Origin of the sequence: Margalitia sp. FSL K6-0131 (assembly GCF_038008735.1) — a bacterium.
GTDB lineage: Bacteria > Bacillota > Bacilli > Bacillales > Bacillaceae_C > Margalitia > Margalitia shackletonii.
Window position 1 is genome coordinate 2,351,683 of sequence record NZ_JBBOZS010000001.1, and the last position, 22,973, is coordinate 2,374,655.

At 35.0% G+C, this 22,973-nt stretch carries 19 protein-coding genes and 1 other RNA gene; 18 read left to right on the top strand and 2 right to left on the bottom strand.

Features of this window, described 5'->3' with window-relative positions; all coding sequences use genetic code 11:
* Window positions 1-26 precede the first annotated feature (26 nt).
* Both NSQ59_RS11455 and NSQ59_RS11460 read left to right on the top strand, forming a co-directional pair.
* Complete coding sequence (locus tag NSQ59_RS11455; RefSeq protein WP_083489284.1) at window positions 27-428, top strand: YppE family protein; 402 nt, start codon at window positions 27-29, stop codon at window positions 426-428.
* Window positions 429-580: 152 nt separating this feature from the next.
* The gene (locus NSQ59_RS11460) at window positions 581-1,078 is read left to right on the top strand and encodes a YppG family protein (protein ID WP_126648635.1); all 498 of its coding nucleotides are present in this window, start codon (window positions 581-583) and stop codon (window positions 1,076-1,078) included.
* Between the two features lie 348 nt (window positions 1,079-1,426).
* Here the strand turns inward: NSQ59_RS11460 and NSQ59_RS11465 are convergent, their stop codons facing one another.
* Window positions 1,427-1,894 (bottom strand): Hsp20/alpha crystallin family protein, encoded by a 468-nt coding sequence (locus NSQ59_RS11465; protein ID WP_055739475.1) that lies wholly within the window; start codon window positions 1,892-1,894, stop codon window positions 1,427-1,429.
* Window positions 1,895-2,119: 225 nt separating this feature from the next.
* On the opposite strand from NSQ59_RS11465, the gene NSQ59_RS11470 reads away from it, so the two are divergent.
* From NSQ59_RS11470 to NSQ59_RS11520, 11 genes are all read left to right on the top strand, one after another.
* A complete protein-coding gene (locus NSQ59_RS11470; RefSeq protein ID WP_445669241.1) occupies window positions 2,120-4,369 on the top strand; it encodes a DEAD/DEAH box helicase in 2,250 nt (749 codons plus the stop codon).
* Window positions 4,370-4,385: 16 nt separating this feature from the next.
* Window positions 4,386-5,630, top strand: a complete 1,245-nt coding sequence (locus NSQ59_RS11475; RefSeq protein WP_445669205.1) for a ribonuclease H-like domain-containing protein — start codon at window positions 4,386-4,388, stop codon at window positions 5,628-5,630.
* Window positions 5,631-6,325: 695 nt separating this feature from the next.
* Window positions 6,326-6,478 (top strand): hypothetical protein, encoded by a 153-nt coding sequence (locus NSQ59_RS11480; protein ID WP_340833155.1) that lies wholly within the window; start codon window positions 6,326-6,328, stop codon window positions 6,476-6,478.
* A gap of 99 nt (window positions 6,479-6,577) precedes the next feature.
* Window positions 6,578-7,132, top strand: coding sequence for a DUF1273 domain-containing protein (locus NSQ59_RS11485; RefSeq protein ID WP_340831262.1), 555 nt, complete (start codon window positions 6,578-6,580; stop codon window positions 7,130-7,132).
* 79 nt (window positions 7,133-7,211) lie between these two features.
* Window positions 7,212-7,532 (top strand): cell division regulator GpsB, encoded by a 321-nt coding sequence (gene gpsB / locus NSQ59_RS11490; protein ID WP_055739479.1) that lies wholly within the window; start codon window positions 7,212-7,214, stop codon window positions 7,530-7,532.
* Between the two features lie 77 nt (window positions 7,533-7,609).
* Window positions 7,610-7,998, top strand: an RNA gene (gene rnpB / locus NSQ59_RS11495) — RNase P RNA component class B.
* A gap of 112 nt (window positions 7,999-8,110) precedes the next feature.
* Window positions 8,111-9,250 (top strand): THUMP domain-containing class I SAM-dependent RNA methyltransferase, encoded by a 1,140-nt coding sequence (locus NSQ59_RS11500; RefSeq protein ID WP_055741201.1) that lies wholly within the window; start codon window positions 8,111-8,113, stop codon window positions 9,248-9,250.
* 68 nt (window positions 9,251-9,318) lie between these two features.
* Complete coding sequence (locus NSQ59_RS11505; RefSeq protein ID WP_161809227.1) at window positions 9,319-9,495, top strand: hypothetical protein; 177 nt, start codon at window positions 9,319-9,321, stop codon at window positions 9,493-9,495.
* A gap of 121 nt (window positions 9,496-9,616) precedes the next feature.
* Window positions 9,617-11,551, top strand: coding sequence for an ATP-dependent DNA helicase (locus NSQ59_RS11510; RefSeq protein WP_340831267.1), 1,935 nt, complete (start codon window positions 9,617-9,619; stop codon window positions 11,549-11,551).
* Window positions 11,552-11,657: 106 nt separating this feature from the next.
* Window positions 11,658-13,178: a carboxypeptidase M32 gene (locus NSQ59_RS11515; RefSeq protein WP_055739481.1), complete on the top strand. Its 1,521-nt coding sequence runs from the start codon at window positions 11,658-11,660 to the stop codon at window positions 13,176-13,178.
* Window positions 13,179-13,577: 399 nt separating this feature from the next.
* Window positions 13,578-14,348, top strand: coding sequence for an SDR family NAD(P)-dependent oxidoreductase (locus tag NSQ59_RS11520; protein WP_055739482.1), 771 nt, complete (start codon window positions 13,578-13,580; stop codon window positions 14,346-14,348).
* Window positions 14,349-14,602: 254 nt separating this feature from the next.
* Here NSQ59_RS11520 and NSQ59_RS11525 read toward each other — a convergent pair whose 3' ends face one another.
* A complete protein-coding gene (locus NSQ59_RS11525) occupies window positions 14,603-15,052 on the bottom strand; it encodes a chemotaxis protein CheX (RefSeq protein ID WP_055739483.1) in 450 nt (149 codons plus the stop codon).
* 265 nt (window positions 15,053-15,317) lie between these two features.
* On the opposite strand from NSQ59_RS11525, the gene NSQ59_RS11530 reads away from it, so the two are divergent.
* The 5 genes from NSQ59_RS11530 to NSQ59_RS11550 all read left to right on the top strand — a co-directional run bounded on the left by NSQ59_RS11530 (window position 15,318) and on the right by NSQ59_RS11550 (window position 22,851).
* Window positions 15,318-16,388 carry a type III polyketide synthase gene (locus NSQ59_RS11530; RefSeq protein WP_340831272.1) on the top strand — a complete coding sequence of 357 codons (1,071 nt, stop codon included), beginning with the start codon at window positions 15,318-15,320 and terminating at the stop codon, window positions 16,386-16,388.
* 3 nt (window positions 16,389-16,391) lie between these two features.
* The gene (locus NSQ59_RS11535; RefSeq protein WP_055739485.1) at window positions 16,392-16,955 is read left to right on the top strand and encodes an isoprenylcysteine carboxyl methyltransferase family protein; all 564 of its coding nucleotides are present in this window, start codon (window positions 16,392-16,394) and stop codon (window positions 16,953-16,955) included.
* A 279-nt stretch (window positions 16,956-17,234) separates the two neighbouring features.
* On the top strand, window positions 17,235-20,837 hold the full coding sequence (locus tag NSQ59_RS11540; protein ID WP_340831276.1) for a dynamin family protein: 3,603 nt from the start codon (window positions 17,235-17,237) through the stop codon (window positions 20,835-20,837).
* 25 nt (window positions 20,838-20,862) lie between these two features.
* The gene (locus NSQ59_RS11545) at window positions 20,863-21,885 is read left to right on the top strand and encodes a sulfurtransferase (protein WP_340831278.1); all 1,023 of its coding nucleotides are present in this window, start codon (window positions 20,863-20,865) and stop codon (window positions 21,883-21,885) included.
* A 63-nt stretch (window positions 21,886-21,948) separates the two neighbouring features.
* The gene (locus NSQ59_RS11550; RefSeq protein WP_340831281.1) at window positions 21,949-22,851 is read left to right on the top strand and encodes a 5'-3' exonuclease; all 903 of its coding nucleotides are present in this window, start codon (window positions 21,949-21,951) and stop codon (window positions 22,849-22,851) included.
* Window positions 22,852-22,973 lie beyond the last annotated feature (122 nt).

A 22,973-nucleotide genomic window follows, 5' to 3' on the forward strand; every position in this document is an offset into this window, starting at 1 on the left:
TATAATGCGATCTATCGGAGGATATAATGGACATTGAACAATTAAGAAAACAAACAAATTTACTTATAGAGTTAAATCAAGCTGCATTAAAAGCCTATCAAAAAGCGCGGGAAACCAATGAAGCCGGTGATTTTTTTAAAGAGGTGAAGCCATTTGCAGATCGAGTAAAGATGGTTTGTGACGAATGGCTACCTCAAGTTGTGAAATGGGTAGAAAGGACACGCCCAAAACACATTCATCCAATTCAATTAAAAAATGTATCAGAAAACATTCAAATGGTGTCTGTAAGAGCTTTCTATCCGGAAACTAGCTTAAAAAAATTTAAAGGTCATATACAATCCGTCGATTATGTCTTAAATAGATTATTAGAGGAATTAGAAATAACAGAAGACAGTAATACAACAGATATTACTTTTGATCAAAACTGAAATAAAGAACTTGGTTGCCTTGCTGATTCCCTCAAATCCACCACTCACCTCTAACTGTAATGCGAGGTGTTTTTCTTATTTAGACAAATCACCATTTTTATTCCTACTCATAAAGTGTATTAGTATGACCTGAAGTTTAGGAGGATAAGAATATGAATGGATATAATTCCTATAGAAGTCCGTCCGTACCGGATAGTAGTTACCGAAAGAACATTCCATCACAGACTATGTTTAACCAAACTAATTTTCCGAATGCACCATTTCCGCATCAAATGCATCAACCATATCTTTATCCTGTACAGCAATTTCCTAATGGATTTCAAGCATATGGGGGATATAATCAAGTGCCAGTCTACAACCCTCAAGCGAATGAATATCCGATACAACAACAGCTTTTTCAAAATCCACTTCAGCCAGTAAATCAGAATGAGGTATTAAATAGCTATAAACCTTATTCAAATCCATATCCAAAGTCACATTACAATGCTAAACCACCAGCAAGCGGGATGAATTCAATAATGAATTCCTTTAAATCACAAGATGGGTCGATTGATTTTAATAAAATGGTAAATACCGCCGGTCAAATGATGAATGCAGTAACCCAAGTTTCCACGATGGTGAAAGGTCTTGGAGGCTTATTTAAACCATAGGGCTAGATAGCCTTATTATTTTTGCAATTTTGCTACATTACTGTATTGAAATCCATAATAAAAGTTTGACCATATAAATGAAATTTGTTATTAAGAAAGTTGAAAACAAATAGTAACCTAATAATTGAAAAAAAAAGAGGAATCAAATGTTAGATGCTGATTCCTTTTTTTATTGATATAAAAAATATTTAATGAAGTTAGTCCTTGATTAGAAGCAGCGCCTATCAGCCAGCGGATTTCATTGTCTCCTTCCTACGATAAGTCAACATAAGGTGAAAGAAAATGGAAGTGTTATTTTCACTTGGAAAATCCGTACGCCGATGTGCAAGTTGCTTCCGTTTTTCTTTTTTATTCAATTCTTAAACGTTTACCATTTTCCTTTGGTACATGAATCGTCAATAAACCGTCCTCGTAATTCGCCTTCACTTTCGCTTCATTTATCGGCTTCGTCAAAGGGATAGTTCTGGAAGATCGTTGCATAGAGCTCTTTTTGAAAATCGATTTTTGATTTTGATTTTCTTGAGTTGTTGATTCTACATTTTCTACTGAAATCGTGATGTACTGTTGGAAAATATCAATATTGATTTGATCCTTTTTCACACCGGAAAGCTTAGCAGTGATAATATATTCTTTATCCGTTTCATTAAGCTCGACTGGAAATGCAGAAAATGGGAATGGTGCCGAGAAGAATTCATCAATACTTTCTAAAAATCCCTTGACGGGAGGTTCTTGGAAAATATTATTCATGGAACGCATCAGTCCCTGAAAAGGATCATGAAGTGAATTTTTTTCCATTTTATCCGGTTTTTCAGACATTACAAAGGCTCCTTTCAAACAGAGATATTCAAAATCAGTGTATGAAGGAATAAGAAAATGGTGTCATTTTGCAATAGTTTCTGATGGTATCACCTTATCTTAATAGAGCTTAAAGAAAGTGTTTGACCGGAAGTATTTGTAAATCTATAAAAAATCCTTTCACAACGAACGTTTATTCGCTAAAATTAGAGTAATGAGGTGAACGTTGTGTTTAAAAAAAAGACTTTGAATGAGATCATTCATTTACTACAAGAAGATAGACAATTTAAGGACCAAATTGTTCATTGGCATACGATAGAGGAGAAAGAAGCAAATACAGTACCATTTCCCGAATCCGTACATCCAAAGCTAAGAATTGCTCTTCAAGAAAGAGGAATCTCGGAACTTTATACACATCAATGGACGGCTTTCGAGCTTGCATATCAAAAGCAAAGCTTTGTTGCGGTGACACCTACAGCCTCGGGAAAGACTTTATGCTACAATCTTCCAGTGTTGCAAACTATTATAGAAGACGAAAATTCACGAGCTCTTTATATGTTTCCAACAAAAGCACTTGCCCAAGATCAAAAAAGTGAAATAAATGAAATTATTGAAGGGGCAGGAATAAAGGTTAATAGTTATACATATGACGGGGATACTGCCTCCAATATTCGACAAAAGGTTCGGAAAGCAGGACATATTGTCATTACAAATCCAGATATGCTACATTCTGCTATTCTGCCTCATCATACAAAATGGGTTTCTTTTTTTGAAAATCTTAAATATGTCATTATAGATGAATTACATATATATAGAGGTGTGTTTGGAAGTCATGTTGCAAACGTTATTCGCAGGCTCAAGAGAATTTGTCAGTACTACGGAAGCAACCCTGTTTTTATTTGCACATCTGCAACCATTGCGAATCCGCGAGAATTAGCCGAGAACTTAACTGGTGCCCGAATGGAGTTAATTAATAATAATGGAGCACCATCAGGGAGAAAGCATTTTGTTTTTTATAATCCTCCAATTGTTAATCAACCCTTAAATATTCGCAGAAGTGCAACATTAGAGGTAAGAAATATTGCGAAAGAGCTTTTAAAGAATAAAATTCAAACGATTGTTTTTGCAAGAAGCCGTGTCCGAGTCGAGGTTATCCTGACCTATTTACAGGAAGCTGTTAAATATCAATTGGGTCCTAAGTCGATTCAAGGTTATCGAAGCGGCTATTTACCTACACAAAGACGGGAAATTGAAAAAGGATTAAGAAACGGGGATATTTATGGTGTTGTCAGTACGAATGCATTGGAGCTAGGTGTTGATATCGGCAGACTACAGGTTTGTTTAATGACAGGATATCCAGGAACTATTGCAAGTGCTTGGCAGCAAGCCGGACGTGCGGGTAGAAGACACGGAGAAGCACTCATCATCATGGTAGCCAGTTCATCTCCCATTGATCAATTTATTATTGAGCATCCGGAATATTTCTTTAAGCAAAATCCAGAGACTGCCAGAATCAATCCAGATAACCTAGTAATTCTTGTTGATCATATTAAATGTGCGGCTTATGAGCTTCCATTTCAGCAAGGTGAGCGTTTTGGAGGGGTTGATATAGAAGATATTCTTGAATTTCTTGTTGAAGAACGCGTATTACATTTTAATCGAAATAAATGGTATTGGATGAATGATTCGTTCCCTGCGCATAACATCAGTCTAAGATCTGCTTCCCAAGAAAATGTTGTTATTATCGATATAAGTGAAAAGGCAAATGTTCATGTAATAGGGGAAATGGATCAATTCAGCGCCCTAACCTTACTTCATGATGAGGCTATTTATCTTCATCAAGGAGTCCAATATCAAGTAGAAGAGCTTGATTGGGAAGAGAAAAAAGCTTATGTCCGTGAGGTAGATGTTGATTACTATACAGATGCAAACTTAGCAGTAAAACTTAGTGTTTTGGAAACGGATAAAATGAAAGAAACTGGCAAGTTCGAAATAGGATATGGGGATGTATCCGTACAAGCAATGGCTACGATCTTCAAAAAAATAAAATTTAATACACATGAAAATATCGGTTCTGGCCCCATTCATTTGCCTGAAATGGAACTTCATACAAATGCAGCATGGATTTCGCTGCAAATTGAAGAAGAAAAGGAAGACTTGGAAGCCGGATTAGTCGGGATTGCCAATTTATTTAAGTCAATCGTTCCGCTTTTTGTTATGTGTGACCCGCATGATATTCATGTTGTTCCGCAAATTAAAGCAGTTCACAATGAAAAACCTACTGTCTTTTTGTATGACCGTTATCCAGGCGGAATAGGCTTGAGTGAAAAGGTATATGAGAATATTAATGAAATTATTAATAAAGCAAATGAATTGGTGATGAAATGCCGATGTGAAAACGGCTGTCCATCTTGTATTGGAATGGAGCATACCTCCAAAAATGCAAAAATAATAGTATCTAGATTGCTGAATTATTTAGAAAAAAAATGTATATGATTGGGGCACATGAATCATGTCATTGTTAAATAAGTTAAATCGAATGAAACAACATATAGTAAGGGAAGAACGGAAAATAGATTCACCCATCCAATCACACAAAAAAGAGGGAATTTCAAACAATATCAATATTCCCTTTTTAAATATGTGGGAGGCTGCCAATACTAGCATATATGTGAAAGAGGATGAATACTGTCTGATTCGTGAGGTTCGTTATCCCCTAAATCATTATCACGGAAGATACTCTTTTCAAGATTTTTTGAAGGCAATGGAGCTTTGGAACGGGTACGATGGGAGCCATCCTTTGTCTGCAAAAGGATTTCTTCCCGCCGATTTATTTTTCTTTGATACGGAGACAACTGGTTTAGGAGGAGGAGCCGGTAATACCATATTTATTTTAGGATATGCAAGTTTTACGGACCATGAGGTAATTTTAAAGCAGCACTTTTTACCAGAGCCTGGAATGGAAGTTCCATTATATTATAGCTTTTTAGAGAATATTAATTATACGACTTTAGTTACCTATAATGGAAAGGCATTTGATTGGCCGCAAGTTAAAACGAGACATACATTAATACGCGATCACCTTCCTAAATTGCCTGCTTTCGGACATTTTGATTTATATCATGCATCCAGAAGGCTTTGGAAAACAAAAATGGATAGCGTAAAGTTAGTCAATGTGGAAAAAGAAATCCTTCACTTTGAACGGGGAGATGACATCCCTGGTTATTTAGCACCAATGATATATTTTGATTTTGTTGAACGAAAAAATCCAGAAGGTGTTATTGAGATTCTAAAGCATAATGAAAATGATATTTTGTCTTTAATCACTTTATATACACACTTAACCCTGCAAGTTTTACAAAAGGATCCTATGCAAACCAATGAGGAAAAACTCCTTATCGGAAAATGGTTTGATTATATTGGAGAAGAAAATAAAGCCTTTGAAACCTATTCGCTTATGGCAGGAGATAATAACCCAAATGCAAAATACGAGCTTGCATTTAAATTAAAAAGGCGAAAAGAATTTGATCTGGCGAAGAAATTATGGTCGGAGGTAGCCGTTTCGGGAAATAGTGAAATCCAAAAGCAGGCATATATAGAATTAGCTAAGCTAATGGAACATCAGTATAAAAATTATCAGATTGCCAAGGACTATGTACAGAAAGCAATCAGCATACACCAAAGCAGCTTACCTATAAAAGGAGATAAATTTCTTCAGGATGCAAACAAAAGATTAATTAGATTAAGCGGCAGGTAATCAGATTATTTCCAATATTCTATTTCCTGGGGAAGCGCATATTTCGACTATAGTTTTATTTTCATATATTAAAATGACAATTTTCTACAATATTGTCATAAAAAAATAATATTTTTGGCGTGATTAATAGATTGTGTCGAAAAATAAATCATTGTAAAATAAAGTGAAACTTCACGTAGCGGTTAATCGTCCCTACTGATAAGTAGGAACTCAAGTCGATTATGCCATGTCCTATGGCACCACATGATTAATCTGTGTCCTACGTTTTGATCAATTGAACCTTTTTGAAGGTTTTTTCTTTTGATTTCGTTATATATTAATTAGTTTTAAAATGAATAAAAGCGAAGGTTGGGATTCATCATATGTATCGGACATTGTTGGTAATTTTCTTTGTAATTGTTGGTTTAACTGCAGTACTTTTCTCTAGTTTAAAGGATAGCTTTTATACATTTTTGTAAAGAAAAAATAATACCTTCCTCCAATGTAAAATAGGAGTTATACTAGTACAAGTATTATCCTTTTATCATATTTTGTTACTGTATTTAGTCTAATTTTGATGAAAGGAGCTATGTCCATACGCAATTGGGGACCAAAGAAGGTTTTACCTCCATGTGTTGCGCCAACTAAATGTTGTGTGACTCATTCTGCTTGAACATTTCATACAGCCGCATATCTTGCCATCTTATACAACACATGTGAATCATCAAGTTATTCATCATTATAACTATTATCCTCATAACGATTCATATATAAATGAGGTTGATAATGTAGGACCTGCATTTGGATCCGAATTCGGTCCAGGCTTTGGAGCAGGACCTTATGGATTTCCAAAAAAGTATGAAAAATAAAACAAACAAGGATGATTTCGCTCATCCTTGTTTTCGATTACATAATGTTACATATATTGATTTGTCTGCTTTCGTTTAATTTGATGAAAGGAGAAACATATGGTAAAAGTTTTATGCATTACAGGTTATAAACCTTTTGAATTAGGTATATTCTCTACTAATCATCCAGCAATAAAATATATAAAAATGTTATTAAAAAGAGAAATAATACGTTTTTTGGAAGATGAATTAGAATGGGTTCTGATATCCGGTCAATTGGGTGTAGAACTTTGGGCTGCAGAAGTGGTCTTTGACCTCCAAATGGAATACCCTGACTTAAAATTAGCAATATTAACACCTTTTCTTAATCAAGAAGAGAAGTGGAACGACAATAATAAGGAAATGTATGAAATGATATTAGCACAAGCTGACTTTGTTGAATCAATTTCAAAGCAACCATATCAAAATCCGCAGGCATTCAAGAATAAAAACAAAATTTTTCTTCATAAAAGTGATGGACTACTCATAGTCTATGATGAACAAAATATTGGATCGCCAAAATACCTATTGGAGGAAGCGGAAAAGTATAAAAGTGGAAAATCCTATGAAATAAGAACCATTGATTTTAATGATTTGCAATCTATAATGGAAGAAGAACAATGGAATGAATCCTAGTACATAATAAATTGACAAACAAATCGATATTTGAAAAAATAAAATTAAGTTTCGCGTAAAATATGAGGTGATGTTTGATATGTTATCAGATAAAATAAAATTAACAGCAAAAGATATATTGGAAAAAGATTTCAAAACTTCTGTCAGAGGATACAAACCTGAGGATGTAGATAAATTTTTGGATTTAATCATTAAAGATTATGAAACATTCCATCAAACCATTGAAGATTTGCAGCATGAATTGATGCGATTAAAAAAGCAAGCGTCGGATGATTCCTATAGAAGACAGCCTTCTCAACCGTCTCAACCAACTCCTGCAACCGGAACAACAAATTTTGATATCTTAAAAAGATTATCCAATTTAGAAAAACATGTATTCGGCAGTAAATTAAACGATTAATCAACTGGGATTTTTTACAAGTTGAAAATAAAGAAAAAGTTTTTTATAATATATAAGCGGCGTTAAGCTGGTAAATAACGTTCGGGTAATCGCTGCAACTTCATGTTGTAGAGGAAAGTCCATGCTCGCACGGTGCTGAGATGCCCGTAGTGTTCGTGCCTAGCGAAGACATAAGCTAGGGCAGGCAGATATATGTCTGACGGCAGGGAAAATACCTAAGTCCGTTTAGGATACGGTATGACTACCTTGAAAGTGCCACAGTGACGTAGCCTTAAGAGAAATCTTAAGGGTGGAACGAGGTAAACCCCGCGAGCGAGAAACTCAAATTATGGTAGGGGCATTCTTTCTGAGGAAATGAACGAAGAAAGAGGCAAGCAAATATTGCTTGGAGATAGATGATTACCGCCTGAGTACAAGATGATACCAATCGTTTGCAGTACAAAGGTACAAAACATGGCTTATAGAACGTTATTTAGGTATAATAAGAATGAAATATACTCTCCTAACTTGATGGGAGGGTTATTTTTATGCTTAAATTACATAGGGAATATGAGACGAACTCAAGTAAGGGTGAAAATATGACAAAAAACTATACAATCGTAGCAACAGCTGCGATGGGATTAGAAGCTATCGTAGCTAAGGAAGTAAAAGCACTCGGCTACGATGCAAAGGTCGATAATGGAAAGGTAATATTTAAGGGTGATGAATCTGCTATTGCTAGATGCAATCTATGGCTGCGTACGGCAGATCGCATCAAAATAATTGTAGGGGAATTCAAAGCATACACTTTTGATGAATTATTCGAAAAAACAAAGGCATTAAATTGGGGAGACTATTTACCGGTTGATGCTGAATTTCCTGTCCAAGGTAAGTCAGTAAAATCAAAGCTGTTTAGTGTTCCAGATTGCCAAGCAATTGTGAAAAAAGCAATTGTGGAAAAAATGAAGGCACATTATAAAAAATCTTCTTGGCTTGAGGAATCTGGTCCATTATTTAAAGTAGAAATTGCACTTTTAAAAGACGTTGCCACCATTACCATTGATACGAGTGGTGCCGGATTGCATAAGCGAGGCTATCGTGTGAATCAAGGGGAAGCACCTTTGAAAGAGACTTTAGCTGCTGCATTAATCCAATTAACGAATTGGAGACCGGATAAGCCCTTTTGTGATCCTTTTTGCGGCTCCGGCACGATTCCAATTGAAGCTGCACTAATCGGGCAGAATATTGCTCCGGGCTTTAATCGAGAATTTATATCTGAAACATGGCCGTGGATGAACCAAACGGTATGGGATCAAGCAAGAATTGAGGCGGAGGATCTAGCCAATTATGATCAGCCTTTAAATATTATCGGTTCTGATATTGATCACCGGATGGTTAATATTGCAAAAGGGAATGCAATGGAGGCTGGCTTTGGAGATCTCATAACTTTTAAACAAATGCAGGTAACTGATTTTACTTCTAATGATGAATATGGTGTAATTGTCGGAAATCCTCCGTATGGAGAACGTTTGGGAGATCGAAAAGCAGTTGAAAAAATGTATGAGGAAATGGGTAGAACCTTTTCAAAATTAGATACATGGTCAATTTATATATTAACTTCTTATGAACAATTTGAAGAGGTATACGGAAAAAAGGCAACGAAAAAAAGGAAATTATTCAATGGATTTATTCGGACAGACCTCTATCAATTTTGGGGAACAAAACCTCCAAAACAGTAAAATGATGGTATGATTTCTTCCTTTACCGAGTATACTGTACGTATATTTCAAATTGGGGTGAGGAAATCTTGACGAAAGAGACTTTTGATTTTGAAACTATTTCAAGGGCTCTAAAACAAACATATGACGTAATTCAATCTGAAGAAAAACCATCCGAGAAAGCCATTCAAAATATACTGGAAGCGAAAGAAACATTAAATGAAGCTATCATGTATAAATTGGAAAAAGACTGTCCGGCAATATGAACGCGAGTGTAAGTTTTGCACTTGCGTTTTCATTTGACCATTCAAATTGATTTACGTCTCTAGCATATATGAAAACTTAAAATATGAAACTACTAATTGAAAAGTAACGTCGGAGGATATAATGAAACAACCACTACCATTTTTACTTTCTAAAACAGATTCGTTTTATGACAGGTTAGGAGATTGGATAGGTGATGTCTTTTATGATTTGCTCCCTGAGAAAGGATATGAATTACGTGACGAGCAAATATATATGGCATTCCAATTAGAAAAGGCATTTAAAGAAAAGAAAGTAATATTTGCAGAAGCAGGAGTAGGGACGGGTAAAACGATTGTTTATTTATTATATGCTTTATGCTATGCAAGATATATAGGAAAACCTGCGCTTATCGCTTGTGCGGACGAGTCATTAATCGAGCAGCTTGTCAAAAAAGAAGGTGATATTAAAAAAATTGAGGCTGCTCTCGATTTAGAAATCGACGTTAGGCTGGCAAAATCAAGGGATCAATATTTATGCTTGCAAAAATTAGATCAAGCAATTCTAAAAAATAATTCTGAAGGAATATCTTCAGTTTTTGATTCTCTGCCACGTTTTGTTCAAAAACAAGGGTCAATGCAAAAATTTGAAAAGTATGGGGACAGGAAAGACTATCCGGCAATTACAGAAGATGAATGGAGAAGTATTGCATGGGATTCCCTGCAGGATTGTCTCTCATGTGATGTTAGGCATCGATGCGGACAGACTCTACATAGAGAATATTACCGGGATGCAGCTGATATTATTGTGTGTTCACATGATTTCTATATGGAGCATATATGGACGAAGGAATCGAGGAAACGAGAAGGGCAAAGACCACTGCTTCCGGAAGTTAGTTGTGTTATTTTTGATGAAGGACATTTATTAGAATATGCATGCCAAAAGGCCTTAACATATAAATTCACTTCAGAAACTCTTGAAACCTTATTGAATCGACTTATGAGCAATGATGTTCGAGAGGAAACCCTTTATATGATGGAAAATGTATTATATGAAAGTGAAAGAATGTTTGATCTCATTCAAAAAATAGCAGTGAAAGTACCTGGATCTGAAAGGTATGATATAATTAAATCCCAGGAATTAATGGATTGTGCTATGGCACTTTATCAGCAAATAAATCAATTAACAGAGCAATTTGTTTATGAAAGTGAATTGTATATATTAAATGAATATGATTTGCGAATCGTTGAAGAATATCTTGAACAAATATTATTTTCATTAAAATTGCTGATGGAGGACCAAAAAGGAATAACATGGTTTGAAATGTCCGATAACAATCATACTCTTGTTATTATGCCAAGGCTAGTAGAAGAAATTCTGCGGGAAGAGGTTTTCTCCAAGAAAATTCCTTTTATATTCTCGTCTGCAACTCTTTCAAATGACGGGGACTTCTCTTATATTTGTAAAAGTCTTGGTATTTCTCAATATTTATCTTTAAGTGTGGATTCACCATTTGATTATGATCACCAGATGCGAATTACTGTTCATTCCGAAGAGGGTTATCCTAATACATTAAAATGGGATGAATATCTTCGATCCATCAAATTAGCAAATGGAAGAACATTAATACTATTTAACTCAAATGAGTCAATGCAAGAGTTTAAAAAGTATATTCAACCTAAAATGGATAATCGTTACCCACTTCTTTTTGAAGGGGACGGGGAGATAAGCAAGCTTGTTGAACAGTTCCAGAAAAATGAAGAAACGGTTCTTTGCTCGTATCATTTATGGGAAGGACTTGACATACCAGGTCCATCATTATCGAATGTGATCATCAATGAATTGCCTTTCCCACCACATGACCCGGTATTCGAAGCGAAACGTAAAAATAGTGACAACCCATTTAATGAAGTGGATCTTCCATATATGTTGTTGCGATTAAGACAAGGTATAGGTCGTCTAATTCGTACTTCAAACGATTCCGGAAACATTCAATTATGGTTAAGAAAAGTGGATAAAGATAATATTTGGGACTATATACAGCAAATCTTACCAGTAGATGCAACCTTCTCTAATTAAAAGAGAAGGTTGTTTTTTATTTCATAATAGTGAAACTAATTGTTCTCTCTTTTCAGAACAATATGATAAAATAATAAAGGCGGAAATTTGAATTGGAGGTACATACATGAGCGAACATATAAGTGAGATTGAAAAGGAATTTTTAGATTTTGTAAAAAAAATGCAGGCATATAGTGAGGCACTTGGATTAATTTATTGGGATTTACGTACGGGTGCGCCTAAAAATGGGGTGGAACAACGTTCAGAGGTTATAGGAATGCTTTCATCTGAATTGTTCAAAATGTCCACTTCCGAGGAAATGGCTGCTTATATTGCCAGTCTATCTGGACATAACTTATCTGAGATTACATTGAAAACATTGGAAGAATGTAAAAAAAACTATGACCGTAATAAAAAGATTCCTGCAAAGGAATATCAGGATTATGTTGTGCTGCAATCCAAGGCAGAAAGTGTTTGGGAGGAAGCAAGAGCAAAAGCTGATTTTGCAATGTTCCAACCATACTTAGAAAAAATTGTGGAATATAAAAAGAAGTTCGTGGAGTATTGGGGATACGAAGAAAATAAGTATAATACCTTATTAGATATGTATGAACCTGGGATAACAGTGGACGTTTTAGACAAAGTCTTTGGTGAATTGAGAGAGGCAATTGTTTCTCTAGTACAAAAAATAGCAGATTCTCCAAATAAACCTGATACATCGTTTTTGTTTGAAACCTTTCCTAAACAAAATCAAAAAGATTTTAGTTTAAAAATATTGGAACAAATGGGATACAATTTTGAGTCAGGAAGATTAGATGAGACGGTTCATCCATTTGCTACAGGGCTAAATCCGGGAGATGTCCGGGTCACAACAAGATATGATGAAAATGACTGGAGAACTGCAGTATTTGGTACTATTCATGAAGGAGGCCATGCACTTTATGAACAGAATATATCCAAGGACTTAATTGGAACTCTATTGTGCAGCGGAACATCGATGGGAATTCATGAATCACAATCTCTTTTCTATGAAAATATTGTCGGCCGTGATTTTTCATTCTGGAAGCAAAATTATGATTTATTGAAAGAATATGCAAGCGGAGAATATGACAATATTTCATTAGAGGATTTTTATAGAGCCATTAATGAGTCAAAACCTTCTTTTATCCGGATAGAAGCAGATATGTTAACTTATCCACTACATATAATCATCCGATATGAAATTGAAAAAGGTTTATTTAATGATGAAATTGAGGTTAAGGATTTACCGAAAATTTGGAATGATAAGTATGAAGAGTATTTAGGAATACGTCCAGCTAATGACAGAGAAGGGGTACTTCAGGATGTCCATTGGTCAGGTGGAGATTTTGGGTATTTCCCATCTTATGCCCTTGGATATATGTACGCAGCTCAATTTAAAAATAGCATGCTAAAAGATCTTCCAAATTTTGATGATTTATTGGCGGAAGGAAATCTTACACCGATCCGTGAATGGCTAACCAAAAACATCCATCAATACGGAAAATTAAAGAAGCCTCTCGAAATTTTACAGGATGTAACTGGAGAGGGTCTGAATGCAAAATATTTAATTGATTATTTAAAAGATAAATATACAAAGGTTTATAATTTACCTGTAGAAACTCATTAAAAAGAGACCAATGCGGTCTCTTTTCTCTTACCGGAACTTTAGTCCATTAATCCAAGGGGTGCATGATGATTTAAATCACATGAATCGATAGGGAATAAGAAGGGTCACTCTCCTTTTGGGCATGATTCTGTATTTACTTGATATTGAACTTGGATTTCAATTTTATTTAGGATGTTCCTTCCGCAGCTTTTGCATTTTCCAGTTGTATCGGATAACGTTCTGCAGTGATCACAGTAATATTTCTCCATTGTATGTCACTCACTTTATAATATTTTATTTTAATGTATTAAAATGATTTTGAAATCGTTACTATTATTAAGAATAGTCACTATTTTATGGTAGAATGTAATTAATAATTTTTTAAATGCATTTGAAAAAAATGAGGGGAAGTGCAGGAAAATGTATTTACCATCCTTTAGCCTTGCAGGAAAAACGGCAATTGTTACCGGCGCCGGAAGAGGAATAGGACGAGCTATTGCAATAGGAATGGCGGAGGCTGGTGCAGACGTCGCGGTGATTTCGCGCACAGAAACAGATTTGCAAGCGACGGCCGCCGAAATTGAAAAGTTAGGAAAAAAATCTTATATTGTGACAGCGGATGTTACGAAGAGAGAACAAGTAAAATCGGTCATTGAAAAGATCATCGGTGAAGCGGGTAAGATTGACATTTTAGTAAATAATGCTGGAATGAATATCAGGTCTAAAGCATTAGATGTAACAGATGAAGAATGGCAACAAATTATGGACACAAACTTGAAATCTGCCTTTATGTTTTCACAAGAGGTAGGGAGGAAAATGAAAGAACAGGAAGATGGTAAAATTATTACTATTACTTCCGTTGGCGGGCATGTAGCATTGAGGACAGGTGTAGTTTATGCAGCTACAAAAGCAGCATTAATTCAAATGACCAAGGTGTTGGCGCTAGAGTGGGGAAAATATAATATAAATGTAAATGCAATAGGTCCTTGGTATTTCAAAACACCATTGACAGAAAAATTATTGCAGGATGAGGAGTATGTAAAAGATATTTTGGCTGTTACTCCAATGAAAAGGGTCGGAGAATTAGAGGAATTAGTAGGACCGGCAGTATTTTTAGCATCTGAGGCTGGTAAATATATTAATGGACAAACAATTTTTGTGGATGGCGGAATGACCATACAGGGGTTTTAAATGAATGAAAGCGCCAATGGCGGCGCTTTTTCACTTCTTTTTAAAGGATAGGAAAGTATAAAATTTTTCAACATCTAAATAATATAACAAGTTTAATCTTGTCTAGCGTAAGCAGATATCGGCTAGCGGATTTCTCCGTCTCCTCCCTACGATAAGTCAACATCAGTTCGTGAACTACCTCACTGTGTTTCCTTTATCTCAGTCGAAGACTACGAAATCCGTACGCTAGAGCTGCGGCGCTTGCGCTTTTCTTATTACTCTATCATTAAAATAATACTAATTTCACCGATTTGCTCCATTTTAATAGGTAGTCTTATCGCTTTGGAAAAGCCATAAATCTTAGAATGCCCAACAATAACAGTAGGAGGGGTAATATCAATTAATAAACCGATATTGGATATTTGTGTTGACATATTTCCGGCAATCATATTACCTAATTCACCGGCAAAGCTTTCGAGCATTTCTCCAACTAATGGCATGCCAAACATTACTTCTCCAATTTTGGAGAAAACATCTTCTTCCCCATCAATTATGATTCTTCCCTTTATATCGCCAGTCACCCCTATTAAAACCCCAACGGTGTGTTGGTTAAAAGGGGAATTAAAAAGTGTTGGCTGTTGAATGTCCACTTGGATTGGCAAGACAGATTTAATGGATTCAATAGTTCCATTTAATACATCCGTTATATTTTTACTCATTGTCATGCCGAAACCCCCCGAATTTTGTATAAAAATATACTAACATATTTTTGTTTTTTGAAGAGAATAATTTTTTGAAAAATTAGTTTACTGGAAGAAATTTAGGTCTATTTTACCAGGTCTATTTGCGTATATAATGGTGGTGCACAACAACTCCTTCAAAACGTATTAGCTCCATCAAGGAGCTCTTTTTTTATATAGTTTTCTTCCTTACATATTTTTTTCAGTATTGGAAAATATATCTTTATATAGTAATAAGGAGAGCCTGCTTATGCCAAAAATATATTCCGTAGGACTTGGAATTCCCGACTTCAACATTCCACAAAGTGATGCAATGCTCTTTGCAAAAAAGTTATTTTCCAATGCCTTTCGTGATATTGAACGGTTACTTTCGGTTTTTCAAAACGCAGAAATAGAATCACGTTATTTTGTAAAAGACATTCATTGGTATGGTGAGGAACATTCATTTGCCGAAAAAAATAGCATATTCATAGAAATGGCAGAAGCATTAGGGATCAAAGCAATTGAAAATTGTTTACATAATAAGGGGATTGAGTTAGACGAAATTGATGCCATTTTTACTATTTGTACTACAGGATTGTCTACGCCAAGCTTAGACGCAAGAATAATGAACAAACTTCCCTTTCGTTTAGATGCAAAACGAATACCAATATGGGGGTTAGGTTGTGTCGGAGGTGCAGCGGGGCTTTCAAGAGCTTACGAGTATTGCCTTGCCTTTCCAAGAGCGAAAATTTTGATTTTAGCAATTGAACTTTGCAGTCTTACTTTCCAAAAGAATGATTTTAATAAAAGTAATTTAATTGGCACTTCATTATTTGCTGATGGAGCTGCCTGTACTTTAATGATTGGGGAAGAAGCAGAAACACCTCTTCATTCAGTTGCTGCTTTGCCCTCTATAATAGGTACACAGTCCATGTTATTAAAAGATTCTTTAGATGTAATGGGCTGGGATATTAAAAATGATGGACTGCATGTAATCTTTTCTAAGGATATACCAATGATTGTCAGGAAGTGGTTACAGCCAAATGTTCAAGCATTTTTGGATAAATATCATCTGGATATAAAGGATATAAAACAATTTATTGCTCATCCGGGAGGTAAAAAAGTAATAGATGCTTATGTGGAAGCATTAGGCGTTTCTGAGGAACGAACGAAAGAATCGAGAGATATTTTAAAACATTATGGAAATATGTCATCCGTCACGATTTTTTATATTTTAAAGAGAATTTTAGAAAAAGATATTCAACCAGGAGAATATGGTCTCGCAATGGCACTCGGACCTGGTTTTAGCTCAGAACAATTACTTTTAAGGTGGGATTAGCAATTGTTTTTCGTCATTTTTATAAGTGTCATTATTATCCAACGAATCGTTGAATTATGGATTGCCAAGAAAAATGAAATATGGATTAAAAAGCAAGGGGGAGTGGAAGCGGGAAAAAATCATTATAAATTAATGGTGTTGATTCATTCATGCTTTATCCTTTCTTTATTAGCAGAAGTATTTGGTCTTAAAAGGTCGTTGATTGCAAATTGGTGGATACTCATTGCTCTGTTCATACTGAGTCAAATTGGGAGAGTTTGGGTAATTATATCCTTGGGCAGATTTTGGAATACAAAAATACTTGTTTTACCGGATGCAAAAATCATCAAAAAAGGACCATATCGTTGGCTGAAACATCCCAATTATATCATTGTTACATTAGAATTAATTATAATCCCTTTATTATTCCAAGCATACTACACATTAATTGCATTTTTTATTTTTAATCTGCTTATCTTATCCGTAAGAATTCCGACGGAGGAGAGGATGCTTAGTTTGCATACAGATTATTTGAAAGTACAAAATATGGAAAGGCGATTTTTAATTCACTTGAAAAGGGAAAAGTAAAAATTCAATTCGAAAAACGTTTATCCGTTAAAGATAAACGTTTTTTATTGGAAAAGCCTGTTTTCAAACAGATTGTTACCTTTCGTAAATGGTTATAAATCCTAATATAGTCTTAGTTTTTTCATACAGAGGTTATCCCTTTTTTTTTTTCAGCTAAGGATGTTTATTTGGTTGTTGTCCGCATAAGCAACCTTTGTTAGAAAAGATTCTTGGGAAACAACGTAAAATCCGTTACAATGAAAGAAAGAAATAATTTATTTTTAGGGAGTTTGTACCATCATGACAAAAACAATTGAATTAGGCAATTCCACTGAAGCAATCGATCAACTAATAAGCTTGTATGAACGCTTTAAGCAAAATGGTGATTTGCAAAGAGCGGAAAAATCTGAAAAGCTGCTAAAAAAAATAAATAACAAAGATTTTATTATTGCATTTTGCGGTCATTTTTCTGCAGGAAAGTCAACCATGATTAATACATTACTAGGGGAAAAACTATTACCATCAAGTCCAATTCCAACTAGTGCAAACCTAGTAAAAATCCATAAAACATCCACTGATTATGCAAAGGTTTTTTATAAAGATGAAGCCCCTTATCTTTTCGAGGCTCCATACGATTTCCAGGCAGTGAAGGAATTTTGCAAAAATGGGAATGTAACCGAAATTGAAATTGGGAAAAAACAAACGGATCTTCCTGAACAAGTTATCATCATGGACACACCAGGGGTAGATTCCACTGATGACGCACATCGAATTTCAACGGAATCAGCAATACATCTGGCTGATATTGTTTTCTATGTGATGGATTATAACCATGTACAATCAGAATTGAATTTTCAATATACGAAAGAGTTATTGCAGCATGGAGTGGAGCTCTACTTAATTATTAATCAAATTGATAAGCATAAGGACGAGGAATTGTCCTTTTCCGAGTTCAAACAATCGGTAGAAGAATCATTTTCTGCATGGAATGTACATCCAAACGGAATTTTCTATACAACATTAAAGAAAAGCAGCAACGAACATAACGAGTTTGCCAAAGTGAAATCACTTGTAAATGAAGTATTAAATCAAAAAGATAGCCGCATTTCATCTTCTGCTCAATCGGCCGTTAATCTGTTAATTCAGGAGCACTTTAAATGGTTAGTCGAACAAGAGGAAGACCAAGGTGCCCGTTTTAAAGAAAGTTTGCAAGATTTATCAGCTAGCGAGAAGCAATCTATTTTATCGAAAGAACAAGATCTCATCGACAAAATGAATAAATTGCAAGTACAACTTGAAAATTGGAGAAAATCCTTTGACGATGAGAGAACAAAAATACTAAAGAGCGCTTATTTAATGCCTTTTCAGATAAGAGAGCTTGCCAAAGAATATTTGGAATCTGCTCAGCCGGATTTTAAGATGGGACTATTATTTAGTAAGAAGAAAACGGAAGAAGAGCGTGTAAAAAGATTAGAGGAGTTTTTTAATCAACTAAAAACACAAACAGATTCACAACTTGTTTGGCATATTAGGGAATTTGCCGGAAGCATATTAAAAAAAGCGAAACTTGCCAATGATGAATTACAGTTAGAAGCTCAAAATTTATCTATTCAATTTGAAACCGACTTATTAAGAAATTTAGTTAGACATGGGGCAAGAATGTCAGGGGAATATGTGCTTCATTATTGTGATGAGGTAGCGGAATCCCTAAAAAAATTAGCAAATCAAGAGCTGGAAAGGTTTAAATTGCAAGTTGAAGAAATAATGAAAGCTGAAATTCAAAATGAACTTAACACGCTTGAAGCAGAGTTAAGCGGTGTGAAAAAATACACTGATGCTATAAGAAAACTTCAAGAAATTGCGATTACGAGAAATGAAAAAGAAGAATTGGTGTTTAAGCCAGTTGTTGATAGTAAAGAGGTTTATCAAGGTATTCAGAAAAAATGGCAGGAAGAGCAAACAAAATTTCGAATATATTCTAATGACCAAAAAATGGAGCTAACAGTTAAACAATTAGATCCTCAAGTTGTTGAAACCGACGATAATCAAAGGATAGAGAAAGAATCCGTTTCATCTGAAATAATCGTAAATAAATTGCAGTTAACAGCTGATCTTCTAAAAAATAAAGCTGGATTTGCACGGATAACAGAACATTTACTGTCTAAAAAATCAAGAATTGAAAATAAACAATTTACCATTGCCTTATTTGGAGCATTCAGCGCCGGGAAATCATCCTTTGCAAACGCGCTTATTGGTGAGAAGGTTTTACCTGTTTCACCAAATCCGACAACAGCAGCAATAAATCGAATTTGTCCCCCTACCAAGGAATATTCACATGGAACAGCTGTTATTCATCTGAAAAGTAAAAAACAGTTATTGGACGACATTCAAAAATCTTTAAAAGAATTTAATGCTGCGTGTGAAAGCTTGGATGAAGCAGGATCTATTATTTTGCAAATAAAAGAGACAAAAGAAGCCCGTGAGAAAATTCACCTCTCCTTTTTACATGCATTTTTAAAAGGGTATGAAGTGTATAAAGATAAGCTTGGTGAAAATATCATTGCAGGTTTACAAGAATTCAGGGGATTTGTTGCAAATGAGTCACAATCATGCTTTGTAGAATCAATTGATCTTTATTTTGACAGTGAGTTGACAAGACAGGGAATAACGCTTGTTGATACTCCTGGGGCAGATTCCATTAATGCTAGACATACAGGTGTAGCCTTTGAATATATTAAGAATTCCGATGCGGTTCTCTTTGTAACTTATTATAATCATGCTTTTTCCAAAGCGGACAGGGAATTTTTAATTCAATTGGGAAGGGTAAAAGACGCATTCGAACTGGATAAAATGTTCTTTATTGTAAATGCAATTGACCTAGCAGATTCAGAAGAAGAATTAAATGATGTAAAAAGCTATGTGTATGAGCAATTAACCCAATATGGTATTCGTTTTCCTAAGTTATTTGGAGTATCCAGTCTTTTGGCACTCCAAAATGAAAATCAACAATCTGGTATAGTGGAATTTAAAAATTCTTTTGACTCCTTTTTATCTAATGATTTAATGAGGATGAGTATTCAATCAGCCGCTAACGAAGTTCAAAGAGCAGTTAAAATGATTGATGAGCTGATTGGATCAGCATTGGAAAGTCAAGAGGAAAAAGAAAATAGAAGAAAACAATTGGTAATGAATCAGGAAAAAATGGATGAGCTATTAAAGCAAGCTGCACCAACCATCTTTTTAACGAAGCTTAAACAAGAGCTGCAGGAATTATTATTTTATGTAAAACAACGGACATTTTATCGGTTTAGTGATTTCTTTAAAGAAGCTTTTAATCCAGCAACATTACAAAATAATCAAAAATCCGCATTGCATAAAGCGCTTATTGAACTATTAGAGAGCTTAGGCTATGACTTTGCACAAGAAATGCGGGCCACATCTTTAAGAATAGAGAACTATGTAAAAGACTTATTTAGGAAAAAACTTTATCAATTTCAAGAGCAGATATCTAAGATTCAATCTTCCATTTCGATTTCCGATTATGAAATAGGTTCCATATCAACACCGGAATTTCCATCTGCATTTATTGAAATAGACCGAAGTCAATTAGAAAAAACATTTAAGTATTTTAAAAATGCTAAATCATTTTTTGAAAAAAATGAAAAGAAACTGATGGAGGATGAACTCCAACATTTATTACAGCCACTTGCAGATACGTATCTGGAAGAGCAAAAAGTTAGGATGGAGCAATATTTTAATCCATATGTGGTGAAGGAATTTGCAGAACTGCTTCAACATATCCAGGAGGATGCAAACGAACAATTTAAGGCAATGCTTGCAGTGTTAAATGAAAAAATCGATATTGAGGAATGGACCGCTATTCGAGAGAAAATTGCAAAGTAACATTTTCACATGCGGGGGAATGGGGATGAAAGGCAGCAGATTTCATGCTTGTGCAACATGTATTCACTTTCAAGCAGCGAGAATACATGGAAAAATGAATTACAAGTGTAATCGGTTAGGCTATGACACGCAGCCTAATTATCAATTCAATTGTTGGACTCCGAAGGAACATGTTATTAGGCTAATGGAAAAAGAAAAGAAAAAGGGAGTGGATGGGTTGAAATATATTAAAAGTCAAGAATGGTTAGCGGATCATTTAGAAGACTCTAATGTAAGGGTGATTGATTGCCGATTTACTCTGGGTAATCCAGAAGCGGGCAAGGAAGCATATTTGAATAGTCATATTCCAGGTGCCCTTTATTTTCATTTGGAGGATGATTTGTCCAGTAAACCATCGGATCACGGTGGAAGACATCCTTTGCCGGATTCACTTCAATTAAAGGGAAAATTAGAAAGAGCGGGAATTGATGCATCTACTACAGTGGTTGCTTATGATAATGGAGAAGGTTCCTATGCGGGCCGATTTTGGTGGTTATTAACGTATCTGGGCCATACAAAAGTATATATATTAGATGGTGGCTATACGAAATGGGTCCAAAATGGTTATACCAGTACACATGAAGTACCTGCTTTTGATAAGACAACCTTTTCCATAAATATTCAAGATAACATGCTTGCTTCATATGAAGATATTAAAAATATAATAGCAAACCAATCTGCTATTCTAATCGATTCTCGTGCTAGAAACCGTTATTTAGGATTAGAGGAACCAATTGATAAAAAGCCAGGACATATTCCTGGAGCGATAAATATTGTATGGGAAGATGGTTTTATAAATGGCAGCTGGAAATCAGCTGAAAAACAAAAAGAAAGATTTGCACATATGGATCCAGAAAAGCCTATCATTGTTTATTGCGGTTCAGGCGTAACGGCAACCCCAAATTTCATCGCTTTAAAAGAGGCGGGGTATAAAAATGTGAAACTTTATGCTGGTAGTTATTCGGATTGGGTATCCTATGAGGAAAATTCTGTAGAATTAGGAGAATAGGAATGTCTCTTATCAATCCATGGTATAATGGATAAGCAATGAAATGATAGTAGAGGTGATTATTTGAAAAACTCATCACAATTATTACTTGTGGATGGTATGGCACTATTATTTCGTGCCTTTTATGCTACAAGTGTTACCGGTCAATACATGATTAATTCTAAAGGAATGCCAACTAATGCCGTTCAAGGTTTTATGAGACATTTGCTTACTGCTTTGGAAGAAATGAATCCTACTCATGCAGTTGTTTGTTGGGATATGGGCAGTAAAACATTTCGTAATGAAAAATTTGAAGGATATAAAGCGAACAGAGATGCACCGCCTGTTGAATTAATACCTCAGTTCGATTTAGTGAAAGAGGTAGTGACAGCATTTGATATTCCAAATATAGGAGTTGTCGGTTTTGAAGCGGATGACTGCATTGGAACGCTTGCAAAATCCATGCAAAATGACTTACAGGTATCAATCTTAACTGGCGATAAAGACCTGTTGCAGCTAGTAGATCATCAAATTCATGTGAACATTATTCAAAAAGGGTTTGGAAATTATAAAACATATTCCAATGATATTTTTTATGAAGAGTATGGAATATCTCCAAGTCAATTTATTGATGTAAAAGCTTTAATGGGCGATACTAGTGATGGATATCCCGGTGTGAAAGGGATTGGTGAAAAAACGGCTTTAAAATTAATCCAACAATATGGATCGATTAATGAACTTCTAAGTAATCTTCATCAATTAACCCCTTCACAACGGAAAAAAATTGAAGAGGATCTTGATATGCTTCATATGTCGCGAGAGCTAGCGGAAATAAGGTGTGATGTGCCTTTAACTTTTAGAATAGAAGAATCTGTATTAACGGATATTACACCTGCGTTTTTAACCTATATTGATGAATTAGAATTAAAGAGCATTCGAAGACATCTTATCGGGAGCAAGTGGTCGAATCTTGCCAGACAAGCCTAAAAAAGAGCAATCAGTGATTGCTCTTTTTTATGATTAGCTCCGCTCCTATCGGCTTATGGGTTTTTACGTCTTCACCCCGATAAGTCAACCATCAGTTCTTGCAATATCTCACTGAGTTCCCT

Coding starts and splice junctions, on each gene's coding strand:
- NSQ59_RS11455 (WP_083489284.1), top strand. CDS start 27: ATGGACATTGAACAATTAAGAAAACAAACAAATTTACTTATAGAGTTA.
- NSQ59_RS11475 (WP_445669205.1), top strand. CDS start 4,386: ATGTCATTGTTAAATAAGTTAAATCGAATGAAACAACATATAGTAAGG.
- NSQ59_RS11515 (WP_055739481.1), top strand. CDS start 11,658: ATGAGCGAACATATAAGTGAGATTGAAAAGGAATTTTTAGATTTTGTA.
- NSQ59_RS11540 (WP_340831276.1), top strand. CDS start 17,235: ATGACAAAAACAATTGAATTAGGCAATTCCACTGAAGCAATCGATCAA.
- NSQ59_RS11510 (WP_340831267.1), top strand. CDS start 9,617: ATGAAACAACCACTACCATTTTTACTTTCTAAAACAGATTCGTTTTAT.
- NSQ59_RS11525 (WP_055739483.1), bottom strand. CDS start 15,052: ATGACAATGAGTAAAAATATAACGGATGTATTAAATGGAACTATTGAA.
- gpsB (WP_055739479.1), top strand. CDS start 7,212: ATGTTATCAGATAAAATAAAATTAACAGCAAAAGATATATTGGAAAAA.
- NSQ59_RS11530 (WP_340831272.1), top strand. CDS start 15,318: ATGCCAAAAATATATTCCGTAGGACTTGGAATTCCCGACTTCAACATT.
- NSQ59_RS11465 (WP_055739475.1), bottom strand. CDS start 1,894: ATGTCTGAAAAACCGGATAAAATGGAAAAAAATTCACTTCATGATCCT.
- NSQ59_RS11545 (WP_340831278.1), top strand. CDS start 20,863: ATGAAAGGCAGCAGATTTCATGCTTGTGCAACATGTATTCACTTTCAA.
- NSQ59_RS11500 (WP_055741201.1), top strand. CDS start 8,111: ATGACAAAAAACTATACAATCGTAGCAACAGCTGCGATGGGATTAGAA.
- NSQ59_RS11520 (WP_055739482.1), top strand. CDS start 13,578: ATGTATTTACCATCCTTTAGCCTTGCAGGAAAAACGGCAATTGTTACC.
- NSQ59_RS11485 (WP_340831262.1), top strand. CDS start 6,578: ATGGTAAAAGTTTTATGCATTACAGGTTATAAACCTTTTGAATTAGGT.
- NSQ59_RS11460 (WP_126648635.1), top strand. CDS start 581: ATGAATGGATATAATTCCTATAGAAGTCCGTCCGTACCGGATAGTAGT.